This is a genomic window from Pradoshia sp. (genome assembly GCF_051873915.1).
Lineage (GTDB): Bacteria > Bacillota > Bacilli > Bacillales > Pradoshiaceae > Pradoshia.
Window position 1 is genome coordinate 1 of record NZ_JBJEFJ010000167.1, and the last position, 18,001, is coordinate 18,001.

Consider the following 18,001-nt stretch of genomic DNA (forward strand, 5'->3'; position numbering starts at 1 on the left):
GCCTTAGCCTTGGGATATCCAGCACCCTAAGAACAGGAGTTGACCCTGAAGATTGTCTGAGAAAACCTACTTAATTACGCCATTTTGATATCCAGCCTTCCTATCTGGAGCAGCAAATCTCCTAATCGAAGCTATCATTGACTGATGATTTGCCTATACTCAAGTATTATCGCCCTTAACTGGTCAAAATTCGCCCATAAACTAGGAAATCAGGCTCTCTAGCGATTAAAACGAAGACCGATCCCTCCCCAAAAGGTCAAAACAGACAAGCTGATGGTATTTTTGAAGGGAAATGAAGATTTTTAAGTGGATTTTTGTTAAAATTTCTTTAATTACGCTGTTTTGATATTAAGGCTTCCTCTGGGGAGCATCAGATTTTCTAACCCAGGTTATTCTTGGTTAGCGGTATCGCCCTTAACCTAGAGTTTTCGCCCATACCGCCGCCGTTCCGCCCATACTCCAACAATTTCGCCCTTAAACAAGCAAAAATGGCCCTTAAACCAAGGAATCCTGAAAATATTTATTTAAAAAAGAAGACCGGGCAGCTCGAGAAGAGTAAAAAGAAAAAGTTAACGGTTTTTCTAAGGGATTGCCTGCAAAAACCTCTCGAATTACGCCATTTTGATTTTACCTATTGCCTGCTGAGATGATATAGAAAGCCATTCTAGCAGAAAAACACCCGGTGCCATCATCAGCACCGGGAGTTTTTTCATTAATTTTTCTTTACGACAATCTTACCAACGGAGTAGTCTTTGCTCTGGTTGACGACTTCGATCTTGAGACCGTATGTCGGGACGTTTCGTCCGGCATCAGGAAGATGCGGATTCAGGTAGTTTTTGCTGTCGTCGAAGATAGGGTAGGCTTTTGTGTCATTGTCTGTCATGGTTAAGCCAGTAAGGCTTGTGTAATCGATGAACATTTTGTCTGGCTTGGTTAAGCGGAACGCAGCATCGTGAATTTGGTAGCGTGTTGCTGCGATTGAGTTATCACTCCATTTGATGGCGCCTTGGTCAGCGTCCACGACTCCTAGATAGCCTTCTCCTGGATGTTTACCTGTCCAGTTGTCAGAATAGCTGTCATCGACATACCATACGACCATGCCGCCGTCATATTTCATAAGGGATTTGCCGCGTTTAATGTTAGCAAGTCCAGTGTCGACACCTTTATGGTTTCTCCATTCTACTAGGTAGTAGTGATCGCTTGCGAATTTACCTTCATCTTTCTTGAATCCTGCAAGGGTAAAGGCAGAATTCGCTCCATCTGCATTATCAGCTAAAATTTGTGTGCCATCAGCTGTGATTACGATATCGTCTACGTAGTAGCCGACGTCAATGGCTGCGACATCTGTCCAGTAGTTGAAACGAAGGTCAATTTTCTTACCGGCATAGGCAGAGAGGTCGAAAATTCCGTCAACCCATCCATTTGATGTGCCAGTGATCCCGTTTCCTGGGTTTTGGTTATTCGGATTTGCTGTAGTGGTGATGTTGCCAGGAATGGTCTCCCAAGTGCTGCTGCCGCTTTCTTTTACTTGAATGGAGCCGTAATCCCAGTCCTGTTCAATTTGATACCAGATTTTAAAGGATAATTGAGCGGATGATTTACCTGTCAAATCAAGGGCTGTTGACATGGAATTATCCAGGTTATTGCCTTTGCCGCTATAGTACTCATATTGTCCGCTGTATGGCGTATTTACCTTTGTCAGTTTATCCGGCAAGTTGATTTTCAAGGCATCCAAATTCGTGCCCTTTGAATTGGCTTGGTCAAGCAAATATTGTGTGCCCTTTTTGTTTAGGTCCGCAATGTCTATTTCTTCATATTTTAGCCAGTTGCTGTTTTGTTTGCTTTGCAGGTATTCTTTAGCATATGGGCTGAATCCGGTTGGCTCTGTACCTGGAATCTTACCTGCCCAAGAACCGCTTGCCATGATGGACCAGTAAGCAACAGCCTCGCCTTGTCCGCTGTATTGCGTGTCATATTCATCCGGCAGGCCAAGATCATGTCCATATTCATGGGCGAATACGCCGGCTGCCCCGTCGATTGGCATGATGGTGTAATCATAAGCGGCCATTTTGCCATTCCAGTATTCTACGTCTGTTTCCGTGTTTTCAATTGGGAATACTTTTCCTAGGTTCCAGCGGTGAGACCAAATAGCATCTCCGCCAAGTGTTCCGCCGCCAGCTTCTTCACCGACACCAGAGTGGATGATCATTAAGTGGTCAACCATGCCGTCCGGCTCGCGTGTGTTTCCGTCGCCATCAAGGTCATAGCGGTCCTCTTGGTCATATTCGGATAAATCAATGTTCGGGTCCAGCGCTGCTGCTTCAAGTGCTTCTTTGACAAGGTCACGCGGATTTTGGTCACTGCCGTCAGGAGTTGGAACGTTGCCTCCGTAGTAAGCAGCAGGATACTTGGCTTGATACCAGCCGGCAACTTCGCCGTCAACGGTATAGCTTCCGCCCGATTGCTGTTCATAGTATTGTTTCATAGAGATAAGTTTTTCGCCGTTTGGTCCCTTATAGCCTTTTTTGCCGAAAACCATATCCTCGTAATGTTCGTTTGGATAATCTTTATAATACATATCAGAGTCCTCTGGACGTACATTATTACGGGCATAATCAGGGAACTCAATGGCTAGGACTAGTACTTTATCTTCTTGTACATCCCCGCGGTATTTTTCCTCTTTTACAGACTGGATTGGTTTGTTGTCAGGGTCTTTCCCTTTTCCTTTGGAGCCTTTGCCTTTTTTCTTATCCAGTTTCTTTTGAAGGGCTTTTCTTTCTTTATCGAATTCTTTGGAGTTATCCTTTTTTAGGCTTTTCTCCTTGTTTTTCAAGTACTTATCCAGCTGGGCTTGCTCCTCTTTCTTAGAGGCGTTTTTCTTGATATACCCTTCCTTTTTAAGCATCTTAATTAAGCGTTCCTCATTGGCGATGCTACGGTCGAATGGTCCGGATACATGCTCGTGCGTTTTTTCACTGGAGGCAGCTGTATCAGCAAATGCTTGCTTTGTCATTGCTCCAGGTGCCCAGGTAGTGAGTGTCAAGGCGGCAGCAAAGGCGGCAGTTAATAATGGTTTTGCACGCAAATCAATTCCCCCTAATTTTTGTGTTGAATTCAGAATGTTAATATTCGAAGTTAATTGTCATAATTCCTCTAATTTTCCGAAAAATAGTGAAATAGTTCTGGGTAAGAGTATAGATATCGTGATTAAATACCTAATGAAAATAAAAAAAGGAGCCATCCAATCTGGGGATGGCTCCTTTCATAAAGATTTATCGAGTTGGTTTCTTTTTCATTAGGAACGGATATAAGACAAGCCCTAATCCGAAAAGTCCAATGCCTAGGAAGAAGGTCTTTAAGTCAGCTGTGCCTGTTTTAATAACCCAAAGAGAGTAAATCAAGGCTAGTACCGTGATGATGGTGTCGATTCTGCGTGAACGCTGCCGATTCTCATACGTTTCACCTGTGATGACCAGTTTCAACTGATAAATGACAGAGACCAAATAGGGAATCAAGTATGCTAGTGTCGCGACCACCATCGCAAATTGGTAGGCTTCCATGATTGTGCCTGAGATGGTTGCGAACAAGAAAAATTGCGTTAATAGATTGGTCACCGTTAAAGAGAATACTGGACTTCCTTTTTTATTTGTTTTGGCAAATGCAGTTGGGAACAGATTAGCCCTTGCTGCTTGATAAGGCACCTCTGAACTGACCACGATCCAACCGACAGTTGAACCGAAAAGGGAAACGAGGGCAAGTCCTGCCAGGATATAGGCTCCCTTCGTGCCGATGGCAACCTGAAGGGCATCAACAAGCGGCTTTTGTGATTGCTGAAGCTCCTCTTGAGAAAGGGCACCCATTGTCAATAAGGTGATGCCAACATAGATGGCAATAGCGATAATCAAGCCTGTGATAGTGGCTTTTTTAACATCTGATTGTGATTTAGCCCTGTTGGAGAGCATAACGGCTGCTTCAACGCCAATGAAGGCCCACAGGGTCGCAATCGCAGCTCCGTTTAATTGTCCGAGCAGGTTGCTGCTTGTTCCATCAGCCGTGATGAAATCTTTGCCGTTCAGCAGATTGGCTGAGTCAAAGATAAAGATAGTTGCGACAATGAATAAGGTGAAACCAATCACCTTAGTGATGGTGGCGAGTAAATTCAATCTGCCGGCACTATTGAAGCTTTGGACAAGAATGTATTGAATACCCCAAAGCATGATTGAGCAGACGGCGAATGTTAAGAGCTTCCCTAACTCAAGCGTGAATGCACCTGCTGACCAGATGATTTTTTCACTGACCATGATTGGAAAGAAGGTAGACATATAGCCGGCAAATGATATGATGACAGACGCAGTCGCTGCCCAGTTAGCTGCCCAATATCCCCAAGCAACCGCATAGCCTGCAATTTTGCCTGCCTTCGGTGATTTGAAGAATGCCTGCGCATAGCTTTGCGGACCTGTCTTCAATTCCGGTTTGCGGATGGCGAGATTACCGAATACGAGCGCAATCATCAGCACTCCGAACCCTGTCAACAGCCAGGCTAGTGTGGCTCCTGTTGGACTTGCTACTTTTGCTAGATTGGCTGGGAGCATGAAGATGCCGCCTCCGACCATATTTCCAACGACGAACATTGTTAAGATCCAAAAACCCCAATTTTTTTGATTCATGCTGTATTTCTCCTCTGTGTATAAAAGTAAACGTAAAAACCCATGCAGACATCTTTCCGCACGGGTAATCATCCAATGCGGGCGCGGGTAAATGACCCGTGCCCATGATTTATATGAGCATAAGGGTCAGCTGTTATGATGATGTCGATGTCGGCCTATTTGCTTGAACATAATCAGCACTCCTTAAAAGGTAGATTGTAAGTATGGTTTATACTAACATGTATCTTTATTTTGGTAAAGTGATAAACTATTAGAGAGGTAAAATGTAGAGAGGAGGCATTAAAAAAAGCAGGCAGGAAATCCGGTTAGATTTCCTGTCTGCTTCTTAGAATCATAATTGATTAGTCGTTTTTCTTGGCAGCGTCTGTTACGTTGCGAGTGATGATGCGGTCTACAAGACCATATTCAAGGGCGCGGTCAGCTGTCATGAAGTTGTCACGCTCTGTATCACGCTGAATCGTTTCAAGTGATTGACCTGTACGTTCAGCTAGAATTTGGTTTAAGCGCTCACGCATGAAGAGAATGCGTTTAGCGGCGATTTCGATTTCAGTCGCTTGGCCTTGCGCTCCTCCAAGCGGTTGGTGAATCATGACTTCACTATTAGGAAGGGCAAAACGTTTGCCTTTCTCACCAGCAGCAAGAAGGAAAGCACCCATGGATGCTGCCATACCGATACAGATAGTGGAGACTTGCGGTTTGATGTACTGCATTGTATCATAGATCGCCATACCAGCTGTAATGCTTCCGCCAGGGCTGTTAATGTATAGGTAAATGTCTTTTTCCGGGTTTTCTGTTTCCAGGAATAGAAGCTGTGCAACGATGGAGTTAGCCACATTGTCATCGATGGCGCTTCCAAGCATGATAATACGGTCTTTAAGCAAGCGGGAATAAATATCGTAAGCACGTTCCCCGCGGTTTGTTTGTTCAATGACTGTAGGGATTAAATTCATTAGTTTCTCCTCCTTTATGTATTAAAACATATTCACTTCGTGTTTTTATCATACACCTTTTGGTCAATAAAGGTCAAACAAAAGACGCATGATGAAGATATTTTCGGAAAAATTCATGGCAGGGTTAGGTCTTTCCTCGGGTTATGTATGGGAAAGTTTCAAATAGAGAAGAGACTACACGCCAACATTTCATGAAAGTTTCCTGCTAACCATCTTACCCAAGTTTTAGTATTGTAAACCTTCACATGATTGTTCTTGCCAAATCGATTGATGTTCATTATAATATATTTTTGTAGGCTAACATTTTGCCCTTGTAGTTTAACGGATAAAACACAAGATTCCGGTTCTTGAGCTGGGGGTTCGATTCCCTCCAAGGGCGTACCGGTTATGCAAGAGAGGCTCTTCAAGCAATTGCTTGAAGAGCTTTTTTGTTTTCTCTCTCATATTGATAGTAGGACAGGTACAAATATATGGGGTGATCCGGGCGCGTCGACGATAATGGAACCGAGGTGTTCTGCGCTTATAACTTCTCAGGTAGATGCCAGAGTATGCAGTGCAGTCTAATTTTCGGGACTGGTCTTAAATGGAGGCTGCCATAATTTTTATTGACACAACCGGTGGAGAGGTAATTTCTTTTGTAACTTATTATCCCAAAATCCCCAATCTTTCCCTTGCTCAAATAGATACCATTCACTACTATTAAAGTAAGTACTATGAGGCAGGAGGCGAGGTTGTTGAAGATGGAGATGGGATTGTTTCAACAGCAGAGCTTGAAGCTGGCGATGACGCCGGAGTTGAGCCAGGCAATTATGCTTCTGCAGTATCCAGCCATTGAACTAACCGCTTTTATGGAGAGCAAGGCACTCGATAATCCATTGATTGAAGTGGAGAGCGGATATGAGCCGCCCAGCGGCCGCAAGCATGGGGATATGTCATGGATCAATCAAATCAGTGATGACCGTCCTGGCTTACATGCCTATTTAAAGGGGCAGATTCCTTTTAAGGTAATGGATGCCAAAGAGCAAAAAGTACTGAATTATATGATTGATAATATTGATGATAATGGATATTTAAGGCTTACCTACGAGGAGGTCAATGCGGTTTTCCCTGTTCAGAAGGCTGAATGGGAAGTAGCCAAGACCATTCTTCAGACGTTAGATCCTGCAGGAGTAGGAGCAGAGAGCCTTAGTGAATGCCTGCTTATCCAAGCACGAAGGAATAAAAATGAAAGCGCTTTATTAAAGGTTTTGCTGACAGATTATTTCACATCATTTGTAGAGAAGAGATGGAAGGAGCTATCAAGAACACTTGATGTGCCAGTCGTGGAGATTCAGCGTATCTTTGATCAAATACAGGCTTATAATCCGCGTCCTGGAGCAGCATTTGGCTCTGAGCGCTCCCAGTATACGCTGCCGGATGTAAGGGTCTTTCCATCAAAGGGCAAGCTCATAGCAGAGATTGTCGAGTCTTGTCGAGTGAGGATAAGGGAATTTGCCATTGGGATTGAGGGGCAGCAGGATGAGGCGGCCATGCGTTATATCCATCAGAAACGGATGGAGTATAAGTGGCTGCAAAAGGCGATTCAACAAAGAAATGAAACACTTCTTCATGTGACAAATGCCATAATTGAAAAGCAGATTGAGTATTTTGTCACAGGCAAAACGGATTTCATAAAACCACTTGTGATGAAGGATATTGCTGAGCTTATTGGGATGCATGAGTCAACCGTGAGCAGAGCCGTTCGTGATAAGATGATGGAAACGCCATTTGGGATCATCCCGATGAGGATGTTTTTCTCAGCTGGGCTGCAAACAGAACAGAGTGCTGATGCATCCGCTTTAAAGGTAAAGAAGGAAATCGAGAATTTAATCGCTTTAGAGGAGAAGGAGGCACCGTTGTCTGATCAGGCTATTGCCGACGAGCTGAAACAAAACCGGGGCATTGTCATTTCAAGAAGAACGGTTGCTAAATATAGGGAACAAATGAGAATTCCTTCCTCTTCGAAAAGAAGACGTTATTAATAGGAATATTCGGGGTATATAGAAAACTACATTTATTAAGAGACAGGTGGTTAGTATTGTGAGAGTTCCTATCGTTCATTTTTATACGAAGAAGGATTGTCCTCTTTGTGAGGAGGCAAAAGACTTATTGAAATTACTGCAGCGCGAGAAGACGTTTACCCTGCTGGAAGTGGACATTTATGCGAATGATCGGTTGCTCGAGCAATATGGTTTGATGATTCCAGTCGTAGAAGTTGACGGGGAAATCATACAATATGGAAAAATCGATATCGATGATGTTCGCCATGTATTGGCATGATTTCATAAGTTCACAATTTAATCTATTGTATTTCAAGAAAACTCCTGATAATATATAGGTACATCAGGAGTTATTTTTTTTACATAAACAGGGACACAAAATGTCTCACCTGGACATAAAATGACCAAGGATTATATTAAAGGAGTTTGAATTTATATGGATGGATCTCTCCATTTACAAAAAAAGTTAATTCCCGATATATTCGAGGTCATGCAAAAACGATACAATATTCTGCGGTCGATTCGCACAATGCAGCCAGTCGGCAGAAGAAGCCTTTCCTTAACACTGAACATTACGGAAAGAACTTTGCGGAGTGAAGTGGAGTTCTTGAAGGAGCAGAAATTGATTGATATCGCAAGCTCCGGAATGACAGTAACGAATGAAGGGCAGGAAGTATTGGATAACCTTGGTGGTGTAATACGGCAACTTTCGGGTATAGACGAAATGGAGCACCTTCTACAGGAAAAATTGGATATCGACAAAGTCATCATTGTCAATGGAGACAGCGATACTTCTCCATGGGTTATTGATGAATTGGGACGTGCAGGAGCTGCGCGTATGAAAAGTCTGCTTACGGGTAAAAATATCATTGCCGTAACAGGTGGAACAACGATGGCCGCTATCGGTAAGATGCTGCCGAATGTTTCGGAACTCCCAAATGTCGAGGATATACTCTTTGTTCCTGCAAGAGGAGGACTCGGTAAGGGGGCCAGCTATCAGGCTAATACAGTCTGTGAACAAATGGCTGAGAAGATGAATGCCCGTTATCGTGTTTTGTATGTTCCAGATAATCTAAGCGAAGCAGCCTACAACACATTAACGAGTGAACCTGCAATTGGGGAAGTGCTGGATTTGTTGAAATCCTCTAATATTGTCCTCCATGGGATTGGCGAAGCGAAAACCATGGCTGAACGAAGGAAAGTATCCGCTGGTGAGCTCAATGAGCTTGAAAAAAATCAGGCAATTGGCGAAGCGTTTGGATATTATTACGATGAAGATGGAAACATAATTCAGAAAGTCCGTACCATTGGACTGCAATTAGATGATCTGCCGAATATCGAGCATGTCATCGCGGTTGCCGGGGGAGCTTCAAAGGCAAAGGCCATCAAAGCCTACATCAAAATGGCACCGAAGAAACCGATTTTAATTACGGATGAAGGTGCAGCAATTCAGTTACTTAAGGGCTAACACCCTTTTGAATAAAAATTATTTACTAAGATTCCAAAAGGAGGAACCTTCTAATGGCAGTAAAATTAGGTATTAATGGTTTTGGTAGAATTGGACGTAACGTATTCCGTGCAGCGTTGAAAAACCCTGAGGTTGAAATCGTAGCAGTAAACGATTTAACTGATGCAAAAATGCTTGCACACCTTTTACAATATGATTCCGTACACGGAACTTTAGAAGAAAAAGTAACAGTTGACGGCGACTACCTAGTAGTTGGCGGACACCGCGTTAAAGTTCTTGCTGAAAGAGATCCAGCTCAACTTGGTTGGGGAGATCTTGGCGTAGATATCGTTGTTGAATCTACTGGCCGTTTCACAAAACGTGCTGACGCTGCGAAACACATCGAAGCTGGCGCTAAAAAAGTTATCATCTCTGCACCTGCATCTGACGAAGATATCACAATCGTTATGGGTGTTAACGAAGATAAATACGATGCGGCTAACCACGATGTAATCTCTAACGCATCTTGCACAACTAACTGCTTGGCTCCATTCGCTAAAGTATTGAATGACAAATTCGGTATCAAACGCGGTATGATGACAACAGTTCACTCTTACACAAATGACCAACAAATCCTTGACTTGCCGCACAAAGACTACCGTCGTGCGCGTGCTGCTGCTGAAAGCATGATCCCAACAACTACTGGTGCTGCTAAAGCTGTTGCGCTTGTATTGCCTGAACTTAAAGGTAAATTGAACGGTATGGCTATGCGTGTACCAACTCCAAACGTTTCTGTAGTTGACCTTGTTGCAGAACTTGAAAAAGAAGTTACAGCTGAAGAAGTAAACGCTGCTTTGAAAGCTGCTGCTGAAGGCGAATTGAAAGGTATTCTTGAGTACAGCGAGCTTCCATTAGTATCTCGTGACTACAACGGAACTACTCAATCTTCTACTATCGATGCACTTTCTACTATGGTTATGGATGGCAACATGGTTAAAGTACTTTCTTGGTACGATAACGAAACTGGCTACTCTAACCGTGTAGTAGACCTTGCAGCTTACATCGCTAAAAAAGGTCTTTAATTCGAATCCTTTTGGATGTCTGAGCAATTAATATAATTGTCAACTTGAGGGGGAAGGGGAAGATTCCCCTTTCCCTTGTTTTTTTGTTTTCATTCAGGATTAAGCTTTGGGCAGAGGTTTAAGGTGAATGAAGCTTGGACAGTTCAGGGCAGAAACTGTTTCTAAGCACATTGTTTTGATTTTAAGGAGGTTCCTACAGTGAACAAAAAATCAATTAAAGACATTGATGTAAAAGGCAAAAAAGTATTTTGCCGTGTAGATTTTAACGTTCCGATGCAAAACGGTACAATCACGGATGATACGCGTATCCGTGCAGCACTTCCAACAATCCAATACCTAATGGAACAAGGTGCGAAAGTTATCCTTGCAAGCCACATGGGCCGTCCAAAGGGTGAAGTGAAGGAAGAGCTTCGCTTAACTCCTGTAGCGATTAAATTGAGCGAGCTTCTTGGCAAAGAAGTAGGAAAAGCAGACGAAGCTTATGGCGACGCTGTAAAAGCTCAAATCGAAAAAATGAACGATGGCGATGTTCTATTGCTTGAAAACGTTCGTTTCTACCCAGGTGAAGAGAAAAACGATCCTGAACTAGCAAAAGAATTTGCTTCCTTAGCAGATATCTTCGTTAACGATGCATTCGGTGCCGCTCACCGTGCACACGCTTCTACTGAAGGAATCGCAAAACACATTCCTGCTGTTTCCGGTTTCCTTATGCAAAAAGAATTGGATGTACTTGGCAAAGCAATGTCTAACCCAGAACGTCCATTCACAGCTATCATCGGCGGAGCGAAAGTTAAAGATAAAATCGGCGTAATCGAAAACCTTCTTGATAAAGTGGATAACTTGATCATCGGCGGTGGTTTAGCTTACACATTCATCAAAGCTAAAGGCTACGAAATCGGTACTTCCCTCTTAGAAGAAGACAAAATCGACTTAGCTAAATCCTTCATGCAAAAAGCTGAAGAAAAAGGTGTTAAATTCTACATGCCAATCGATGCGGTTATCGCTCCTGAATTCGGCGAAAACGTAGAATCTAAAATCGTTGATATCGATGCAATCCCAGCTGACTGGATGTCCCTTGATATTGGACCGAAAACAGTTGAATTGTATGCAGATGTCATCAAAAACTCTAAATTAGTCATCTGGAACGGACCTATGGGCGTATTTGAATTTGATAAATTCGCTAACGGTACAAAAGGTGTAGCAGAAGCGCTAGCTAATTCCGATGCGTTCAGCGTAGTTGGCGGAGGAGACTCTGCAGCGGCTGCTGAGAAATTCCACCTTGCTGATAAGATGTCCCACATCTCTACAGGCGGCGGAGCTTCCCTTGAGTTCATCGAAGGCAAAGAGCTTCCTGGCGTAGTTGCTTTAAACGATAAATAAGAATACTCTCAGGAAATTTCCTATACAGGGTGTATTTTGCCAAGGGCCCTGGTAAAATACAGACGAATAGGCATTTCTGAAAAAGAGGAAGGATGTTTTAAATTGCGTAAACCAATTATCGCTGGTAACTGGAAAATGAATAAAACTCTTTCTGAAGCGATCAGCTTCGTGGAAGAAGTTAAAAATGTTGTTCCTTCAAATGATGCAGTTGATACTGTTGTCTGCAGTCCGGCTCCATTCCTTGGTCAGCTTGTTGAAGCAACTAAAGGGACAAACGTTGCTGTAGGTGCACAAAACATGCACTTTGAAGAGAACGGTGCTTTCACAGGCGAAGTAAGCCCTGTTGCACTTGCAGACTTAGGCGTACAATACGTAATCCTAGGTCACTCTGAGCGCAGAGAAATGTTCAATGAAACAGACGAATCTGTTAACAAGAAAACATTGGCTGCGTTCAAACATAACCTAACGCCAATCGTTTGCTGCGGTGAAACGCTTGAAGAGCGTGAAGCAGGCAAAACAAAAGACTTGGTTGCAGACCAAATCAAAAAGGCGTTCGCTGGTCTTACAGACGAGCAAGCTAAACAAGCTGTTATCGCTTATGAGCCAATCTGGGCTATCGGCACAGGCAAATCTTCTACAGCACAAGATGCAGATGAAGTTTGCGGCCATATCCGTCAAACAGTTGCAGAAAGCTTCAACGCTGACGTTGCGGCTGCGGTTCGCATCCAATACGGCGGAAGCGTAAAACCTGAGAACATCAAAGAATATCTTGCAGAAGAGAACATTGATGGTGCATTAGTTGGCGGCGCAAGCCTTCAACCAGCTTCTTTCTTAGGTTTATTGGAGGCTGTTTCTAAATGAGCAAAAAACCAGTTGCGTTAATCATCCTAGATGGTTTCGGAGCACGTGACACAGAACAAGGTAATGCTGTTGCACAAGCAAAGAAACCGAACTTTGACCGCTTTTGGGCAGAATTCCCACACAATTATTTAACGGCAAGCGGAGAAGCCGTTGGTCTTCCTGAAGGCCAAATGGGTAACTCTGAGGTTGGCCACTTAAACATTGGCGCCGGCCGTATTGTGTACCAAAGCTTAACACGTGTGAACTTAGCAATCCGTGAAGGCGAATTTGAAAAGAACGATACCTTCCTTGGTGCAATTAACCACGCGAAAGAGCATAACACAGCCCTTCACCTTATGGGCTTACTATCCGATGGCGGCGTACATAGCCACATCGACCATCTTTTCGCATTGCTTCGTCTTTGTGCAAAAGAAAACTTCAAAAACGTTTATGTACACGGCATTTTAGACGGCCGCGATGTCGGTCCTAAGACTGCTGAAAAATACATTAGACAAACAGAAGAAGTATTCAAGGAAACAGGCGTTGGTCAGTTTGCGACAATCTCTGGACGCTACTATTCCATGGACCGCGACAAACGCTGGGATCGTGTAGAGAAATCTTACCGTTCCATGACTTACGGAGATGGACCTGCTTACTCTTCTGCAATGGAAGTCGTAGAAGACTCCTATAACAATGGAATCTTTGACGAGTTCGTTCTTCCTTCTGTTATTACAAAGGAAGATGGACAGCCTGTGGCGAAAATTCAAGATAATGATTCCGTTATCTTCTTCAATTTCCGTCCAGACCGAGCTATCCAAATCTCAAACGTATTTACAAACGAGGACTTCCGTTCATTTGACCGTGGACCAGGATTCCCGAAAAACTTGTACTTCGTTTGCTTGACGCACTTCAGTGAAACGGTTCAAGGATATGTGGCATTCAAGCCGACAAACCTTGATAACACACTTGGTGAAGTGTTGTCTCAAAACAACTTGAAGCAATTGCGTATTGCTGAAACAGAGAAATACCCTCACGTAACGTTCTTTATGAGCGGCGGGCGTGAAGCGGAATTCCCTGGCGAAAAACGCATCTTGATCAATTCTCCAAAGGTTGCTACTTATGACCTTAAACCGGAAATGAGCGCGTATGAAGTAACAGACGCACTTATGAAGGAATTGGAAGAAGACAATCATCATGCCATCATCCTGAACTTTGCTAATCCAGACATGGTAGGTCACTCTGGTATGCTTGAGCCGACAATCAAAGCAGTTGAAACCGTTGATGAGTGCCTAGGCAAAATCGTGGATAAAATCTTGTCTATGGGCGGAAAAGCCATCATTACAGCTGACCACGGTAATGCGGATGAAGTCATCACTCCTGATGGCCACCCAATGACTGCTCATACAACAAACCCAGTTCCTGTTATCGTAACAGACAAAGACGTTGAACTTCGTGAGGGCGGTATTCTTGGAGACTTAGCTCCAACTATGCTTGATCTTCTTCACGTACAACAACCGAAAGAAATGACTGGAAAATCATTAATTAAGAAATAATCATTTGTGCAAACTAATGATGAATAAAACATTCTTTGATTTAAAAGGAGAGAATTATACAATGCCAATCATTATTGACGTATATGCACGCGAAGTCCTTGACTCCCGCGGTAACCCAACAGTTGAAGTAGAAATCGAAACAGAATCTGGCGCATTCGGACGCGCGTTAGTACCATCTGGTGCTTCTACTGGTGAATACGAAGCAGTTGAGCTTCGCGATGGCGACAAGAGCCGCTACCTTGGAAAAGGTGTTCAAAAAGCAGTTGACAATGTAAACAACATCATCGCTGAAGAAATCATCGGCATGCACGTTCTTGACCAAGCTGGCATCGATAAAGCAATGATCGAGCTTGACGGAACTGAAAACAAAGGTAAATTAGGTGCAAACGCAATCCTAGGCGTTTCCATGGCTGCTGCAATCGCTGCTGCTGACTTCCTAAACATTCCTTTATACCGTTACCTTGGCGGATTCAACACGAAACAGCTTCCAACTCCAATGATGAACATCATCAACGGTGGTTCTCACGCTGATAACAACGTTGACTTCCAAGAATTCATGATCATGCCTGTTGGAGCTCCTACTTTCAAAGAAGCTATCCGCATGGGTGCTGAAGTATTCCACAGCTTGAAAAACGTTCTTCACGGTAAAGGCTTGAACACTGCTGTAGGTGACGAAGGCGGATTTGCTCCAAACCTTGGTTCTAACCGTGAAGCTCTTGAAGTAATCATCGAAGCAATCACTAAAGCTGGCTACGAAGCTGGTAAAGACGTATACCTTGCAATGGACGTTGCATCTTCTGAGTTCTTCAACAAAGAAACGAAGAAATACGATCTAGCAGGCGAAGGCCGCACTGGTCTTTCTTCTGAAGACATGGTTAACTTCTATGAAGAATTAATCAACGAATTCCCAATCATCTCTATCGAAGATGGTTTAGACGAAAACGACTGGGAAGGTCACAAATTGCTAACTGAGCGCATCGGCGATCGCGTACAATTAGTAGGTGACGACTTGTTCGTAACTAACACTAAAAAGCTTGCTGAAGGTATCGAGAAAGGCATTGCTAACTCTATCCTTATCAAAGTTAACCAAATCGGTACATTGACTGAAACATTCGATGCAATCGAAATGGCTAAACGCGCTGGCTACACAGCTGTTGTATCTCACCGTTCTGGTGAAACAGAAGATTCCACAATCGCGGACATCGCTGTTGCAACAAACGCTGGCCAAATCAAAACTGGTTCTATGAGCCGTACAGACCGTATCGCTAAATACAACCAACTTCTTCGCATCGAAGACGAGCTTGGCGATTTAGCTGAATACAAAGGTCTTGCATCTTTCTACAACCTTAAAAAATAATAGCTGAACAGCTATTGCTGAGAACCCCTGAACAGGCGGACGCGCTGGTTTCAGGGGTTTTTTTGTACAAAAATAAAGAGGTTGGGACATAACTGAATTTGCAGTGTCCAAAACCGAATGTTGCACTGAAATTTAGGCAAAGTTAATCTAAATCGTTGATTTCCGTTGCAGGCGGTTGCTTTCCGCGGGGCGGTCGGGGAGCCTCCTCGAGTGCTTGTTCGCATCTGCGGGGTCTCCCCTGTCCGCTAATCCCGCAGGAGTCAACCGCCTTCCACTACAATCAACGGTGTCTTAATATCAACATTCATCTTCACAGAACTAAACTAAAAAAAACGCCGAACTATCTTAAACTGCGCATAAAATAGTTCGGCGTTTTTAGTTGGAAAGGAAATAGGCATGAAAGCATCCGGTATTTAGCATTTGTCTACGGCTCAATTCCTACAATGAGCAGAGTCTCTAGACAGCGATAGAACGCCAATTATTCACTGTATCATCAGAAGGCTGAATATCACCATATCCGTTAACTTGGTAGCAATCCTGCTTGAATATGCAGGTGGTACCAGACCTCTTCTCATCAAAAAAAGATATTCACGCTGTCTTTTCTGGATGCTAATTGTTAGGAAGATACGGTAAGATTATGGAAGAAGATTTTTAAAATAGGGGACTCTTTTGCTATGACGACATTCGTTCGGATTTGATTTTTCAGGAGAGACAGAAGGAGAAGCAGATTATATGTACGGCACACTATTCAATGTAGCCATGATTATAGCGGGGAGCATAATCGGGAGTATCTTTAAGAAGGGGATTAAGGATGAGTATCATGCCATTCTCATGAATGCAATGGGATTAGCTGCAATGGGTCTTGGAATCAATGCCGTTGTTCAGTATATGCCTATCAGCCAATATCCTGTCCTGTTCATTGTGAGCTTGGCTGCCGGAGGGCTGCTCGGACAAAGACTGGGTTTGGATGCGAGATTTACGAAACTCGTGAACAGGTATTCAAGCGGTCGTTTGGCAGAGGGGCTGTCGACAGCAATTTTGTTATTTTGTATTGGAACATTATCAATTCTCGGTCCAATCGAGGCAGCCTTGAATAAGAATTACACGTATTTAATGGCAAATGGGATGCTTGATGGGATTACCTCCATTGTACTAGCCTCTGCATTTGGTATTGGCATCGCGATAGCGGCTGTCGTTTTGTTTCTTTGGCAAGGGTCTATTTATGTATTGGCAGGTTTCATGGAGGCCTCGTTAAGTACAGACCTTTTGAATGAAGTGTCTATTGTAGGAGGGCTGCTGATTCTCGCATCCGGCTTGAGCATTCTTGATATTAAGAAATTCAAGACACTAAATTTACTGCCCGCATTGGCGGTTCCGCCCATTTTCTTTTTAATCCTGCACCTGTTCTGATGAAATTCATAGAGAGGCCCCTAAATCCATTGGAGTTAGGGGCTTTCATTTTGGATTCATTCTTCGCAGTGTTCTCTTGGTCCTCCATTCCGTCAGCAGATTAGAAAGACCATAACGAATGGCCGGCATTGGATCTGTCCATCTGAAGAGGGCAAATTCCTTCGGTTTGAACAAGGTTCGAACCCATTTAAACCAGGTGATTTTTTTGGTTTTCCGTTTTTCTCTAGCTGAGAGAAAATAGGGTACAAGATGAATCCATTGAATCCCCTCTTGCTGATCTAAGGCAGATTTAAATGGCTTGTCTATCAAGGTTAAATAATAAAGATAGGGAAGGTTAACCTCACATCTTGTCGCAAGGCTGTGCCAGAGCCAAGGCCTTGTGTTGATGCCAAGGAATTTCAATTTGCCATCAGTGACGTCCCTCTTGAGTTCCACTGCTGCAATCCCCACCACGTTGAATAACTCGAGGATGCGGAGCCCCTCTGCCAGCACCTCTTCCTCTATGATGCTTTCAACTAATGTGCCTGATCCATATTGCGCAGGATACTGATCCAGTTTCCGCCCCATAAAGGCTGCCTTAAGCCGTTTTTCCCCGTCATAAAGTGCGCCAACCTGATAAATAGCTTCATCGGGTCCAGCGACAATTTCCTGAATCAGCAATTCGCCAAACGTGCTGTATTGAAATAGATTTCTGCGGAGTTGATGGAGATTCTCGATGACAATCACTTTTCGATTGAGATGCTTGCGAAATTCATACCCGAATACAGGCTTTAAGACACAGGGGAACTTGATGTCGCGTAAGATGGTTCGATAGCGCAAGGGATTATGAACAATGAATGTCTTTGGAGCATCTATTTGTTTTTCCTTGATTAGGGGGATGAGCTGCCGTTTATCAATGATGGAATCAACTAATAAGGAGTCAGGCAATAGAAAGAGGAAGTGCTTGGACAGTCTTGCCCGATATTTCGATATGAATTGAAGGAATTCATCTGAACCGGCGAGCAATATAGGGTTTTCATGAAAGAGTTCTCGTTCCTTCAGAAGGAATTGCAGAAGGAACTCATCCTGTGTTAGAGGGTCAGGACATGGCTTGCAGTCTGCAAACCGTGTACGTCCTTTTTTGTATTTCTCGGGGCAATCATAGCCATGCACTTGAACCCCCATGGAAGCAAGGCTCCTGATGATGCCGATGCCGCATGGGCTTAAGTCGAGAACGAAAGCACTGGCAGGCATGGTTCATTCCTCCTTCCTTTGTTATGTAGTAGGCATGGTTGTC

General features: G+C 43.6%; 13 protein-coding genes and 1 tRNA gene. 10 read left to right on the forward strand and 4 right to left on the reverse strand.

The window, feature by feature from the left end:
* Nucleotides 1–712: 712 nt before the first annotated feature.
* The 3 genes from ACI35L_RS14540 to clpP form a co-directional block, all read right to left on the reverse strand.
* Nucleotides 713–3,085 carry an immune inhibitor A domain-containing protein gene (locus ACI35L_RS14540; RefSeq protein WP_439803172.1) on the reverse strand — a complete coding sequence of 791 codons (2,373 nt, stop codon included), beginning with the start codon at nucleotides 3,083–3,085 and terminating at the stop codon, nucleotides 713–715.
* Between the two features lie 187 nt (nucleotides 3,086–3,272).
* Nucleotides 3,273–4,667, reverse strand: a complete 1,395-nt coding sequence (locus ACI35L_RS14545) for an amino acid permease (protein WP_439803173.1) — start codon at nucleotides 4,665–4,667, stop codon at nucleotides 3,273–3,275.
* A 341-nt stretch (nucleotides 4,668–5,008) separates the two neighbouring features.
* Nucleotides 5,009–5,617: an ATP-dependent Clp endopeptidase proteolytic subunit ClpP gene (clpP, locus tag ACI35L_RS14550; protein WP_049669512.1), complete on the reverse strand. Its 609-nt coding sequence runs from the start codon at nucleotides 5,615–5,617 to the stop codon at nucleotides 5,009–5,011.
* Nucleotides 5,618–5,924: 307 nt separating this feature from the next.
* Here clpP and ACI35L_RS14555 point away from each other — a divergent pair.
* From ACI35L_RS14555 to ACI35L_RS14600, 10 genes are all read left to right on the forward strand, one after another.
* Nucleotides 5,925–5,996 (forward strand) — tRNA-Arg (locus ACI35L_RS14555).
* A gap of 361 nt (nucleotides 5,997–6,357) precedes the next feature.
* Complete coding sequence (rpoN, locus tag ACI35L_RS14560; RefSeq protein ID WP_231589573.1) at nucleotides 6,358–7,638, forward strand: RNA polymerase factor sigma-54; 1,281 nt, start codon at nucleotides 6,358–6,360, stop codon at nucleotides 7,636–7,638.
* A 58-nt stretch (nucleotides 7,639–7,696) separates the two neighbouring features.
* Nucleotides 7,697–7,936 carry a glutaredoxin family protein gene (locus tag ACI35L_RS14565; protein WP_231589465.1) on the forward strand — a complete coding sequence of 80 codons (240 nt, stop codon included), beginning with the start codon at nucleotides 7,697–7,699 and terminating at the stop codon, nucleotides 7,934–7,936.
* Nucleotides 7,937–8,092: 156 nt separating this feature from the next.
* Nucleotides 8,093–9,124 (forward strand): sugar-binding transcriptional regulator, encoded by a 1,032-nt coding sequence (locus tag ACI35L_RS14570; RefSeq protein WP_049669514.1) that lies wholly within the window; start codon nucleotides 8,093–8,095, stop codon nucleotides 9,122–9,124.
* A 53-nt stretch (nucleotides 9,125–9,177) separates the two neighbouring features.
* Nucleotides 9,178–10,185 (forward strand): type I glyceraldehyde-3-phosphate dehydrogenase, encoded by a 1,008-nt coding sequence (gap, locus tag ACI35L_RS14575; protein WP_049669515.1) that lies wholly within the window; start codon nucleotides 9,178–9,180, stop codon nucleotides 10,183–10,185.
* A 198-nt stretch (nucleotides 10,186–10,383) separates the two neighbouring features.
* Nucleotides 10,384–11,565, forward strand: coding sequence for a phosphoglycerate kinase (locus ACI35L_RS14580; protein ID WP_049669516.1), 1,182 nt, complete (start codon nucleotides 10,384–10,386; stop codon nucleotides 11,563–11,565).
* Between the two features lie 102 nt (nucleotides 11,566–11,667).
* Nucleotides 11,668–12,426, forward strand: a complete 759-nt coding sequence (tpiA, locus tag ACI35L_RS14585) for a triose-phosphate isomerase (RefSeq protein WP_049669517.1) — start codon at nucleotides 11,668–11,670, stop codon at nucleotides 12,424–12,426.
* The gene (gene gpmI, locus ACI35L_RS14590) at nucleotides 12,423–13,958 is read left to right on the forward strand and encodes a 2,3-bisphosphoglycerate-independent phosphoglycerate mutase (protein WP_049669518.1); all 1,536 of its coding nucleotides are present in this window, start codon (nucleotides 12,423–12,425) and stop codon (nucleotides 13,956–13,958) included. The genes tpiA and gpmI overlap by 4 nt, the downstream gene beginning before the upstream one ends.
* 61 nt (nucleotides 13,959–14,019) lie before the next feature.
* Nucleotides 14,020–15,315 carry a phosphopyruvate hydratase gene (eno, locus tag ACI35L_RS14595; protein WP_049669519.1) on the forward strand — a complete coding sequence of 432 codons (1,296 nt, stop codon included), beginning with the start codon at nucleotides 14,020–14,022 and terminating at the stop codon, nucleotides 15,313–15,315.
* A 732-nt stretch (nucleotides 15,316–16,047) separates the two neighbouring features.
* Nucleotides 16,048–16,725, forward strand: coding sequence for a DUF554 domain-containing protein (locus ACI35L_RS14600; protein WP_439803174.1), 678 nt, complete (start codon nucleotides 16,048–16,050; stop codon nucleotides 16,723–16,725).
* 45 nt (nucleotides 16,726–16,770) lie between these two features.
* On the opposite strand, the gene ACI35L_RS14605 is transcribed toward ACI35L_RS14600, so the two are convergent.
* Nucleotides 16,771–17,958: a carboxylate--amine ligase gene (locus ACI35L_RS14605; RefSeq protein ID WP_439803175.1), complete on the reverse strand. Its 1,188-nt coding sequence runs from the start codon at nucleotides 17,956–17,958 to the stop codon at nucleotides 16,771–16,773.
* Nucleotides 17,959–18,001 lie beyond the last annotated feature (43 nt).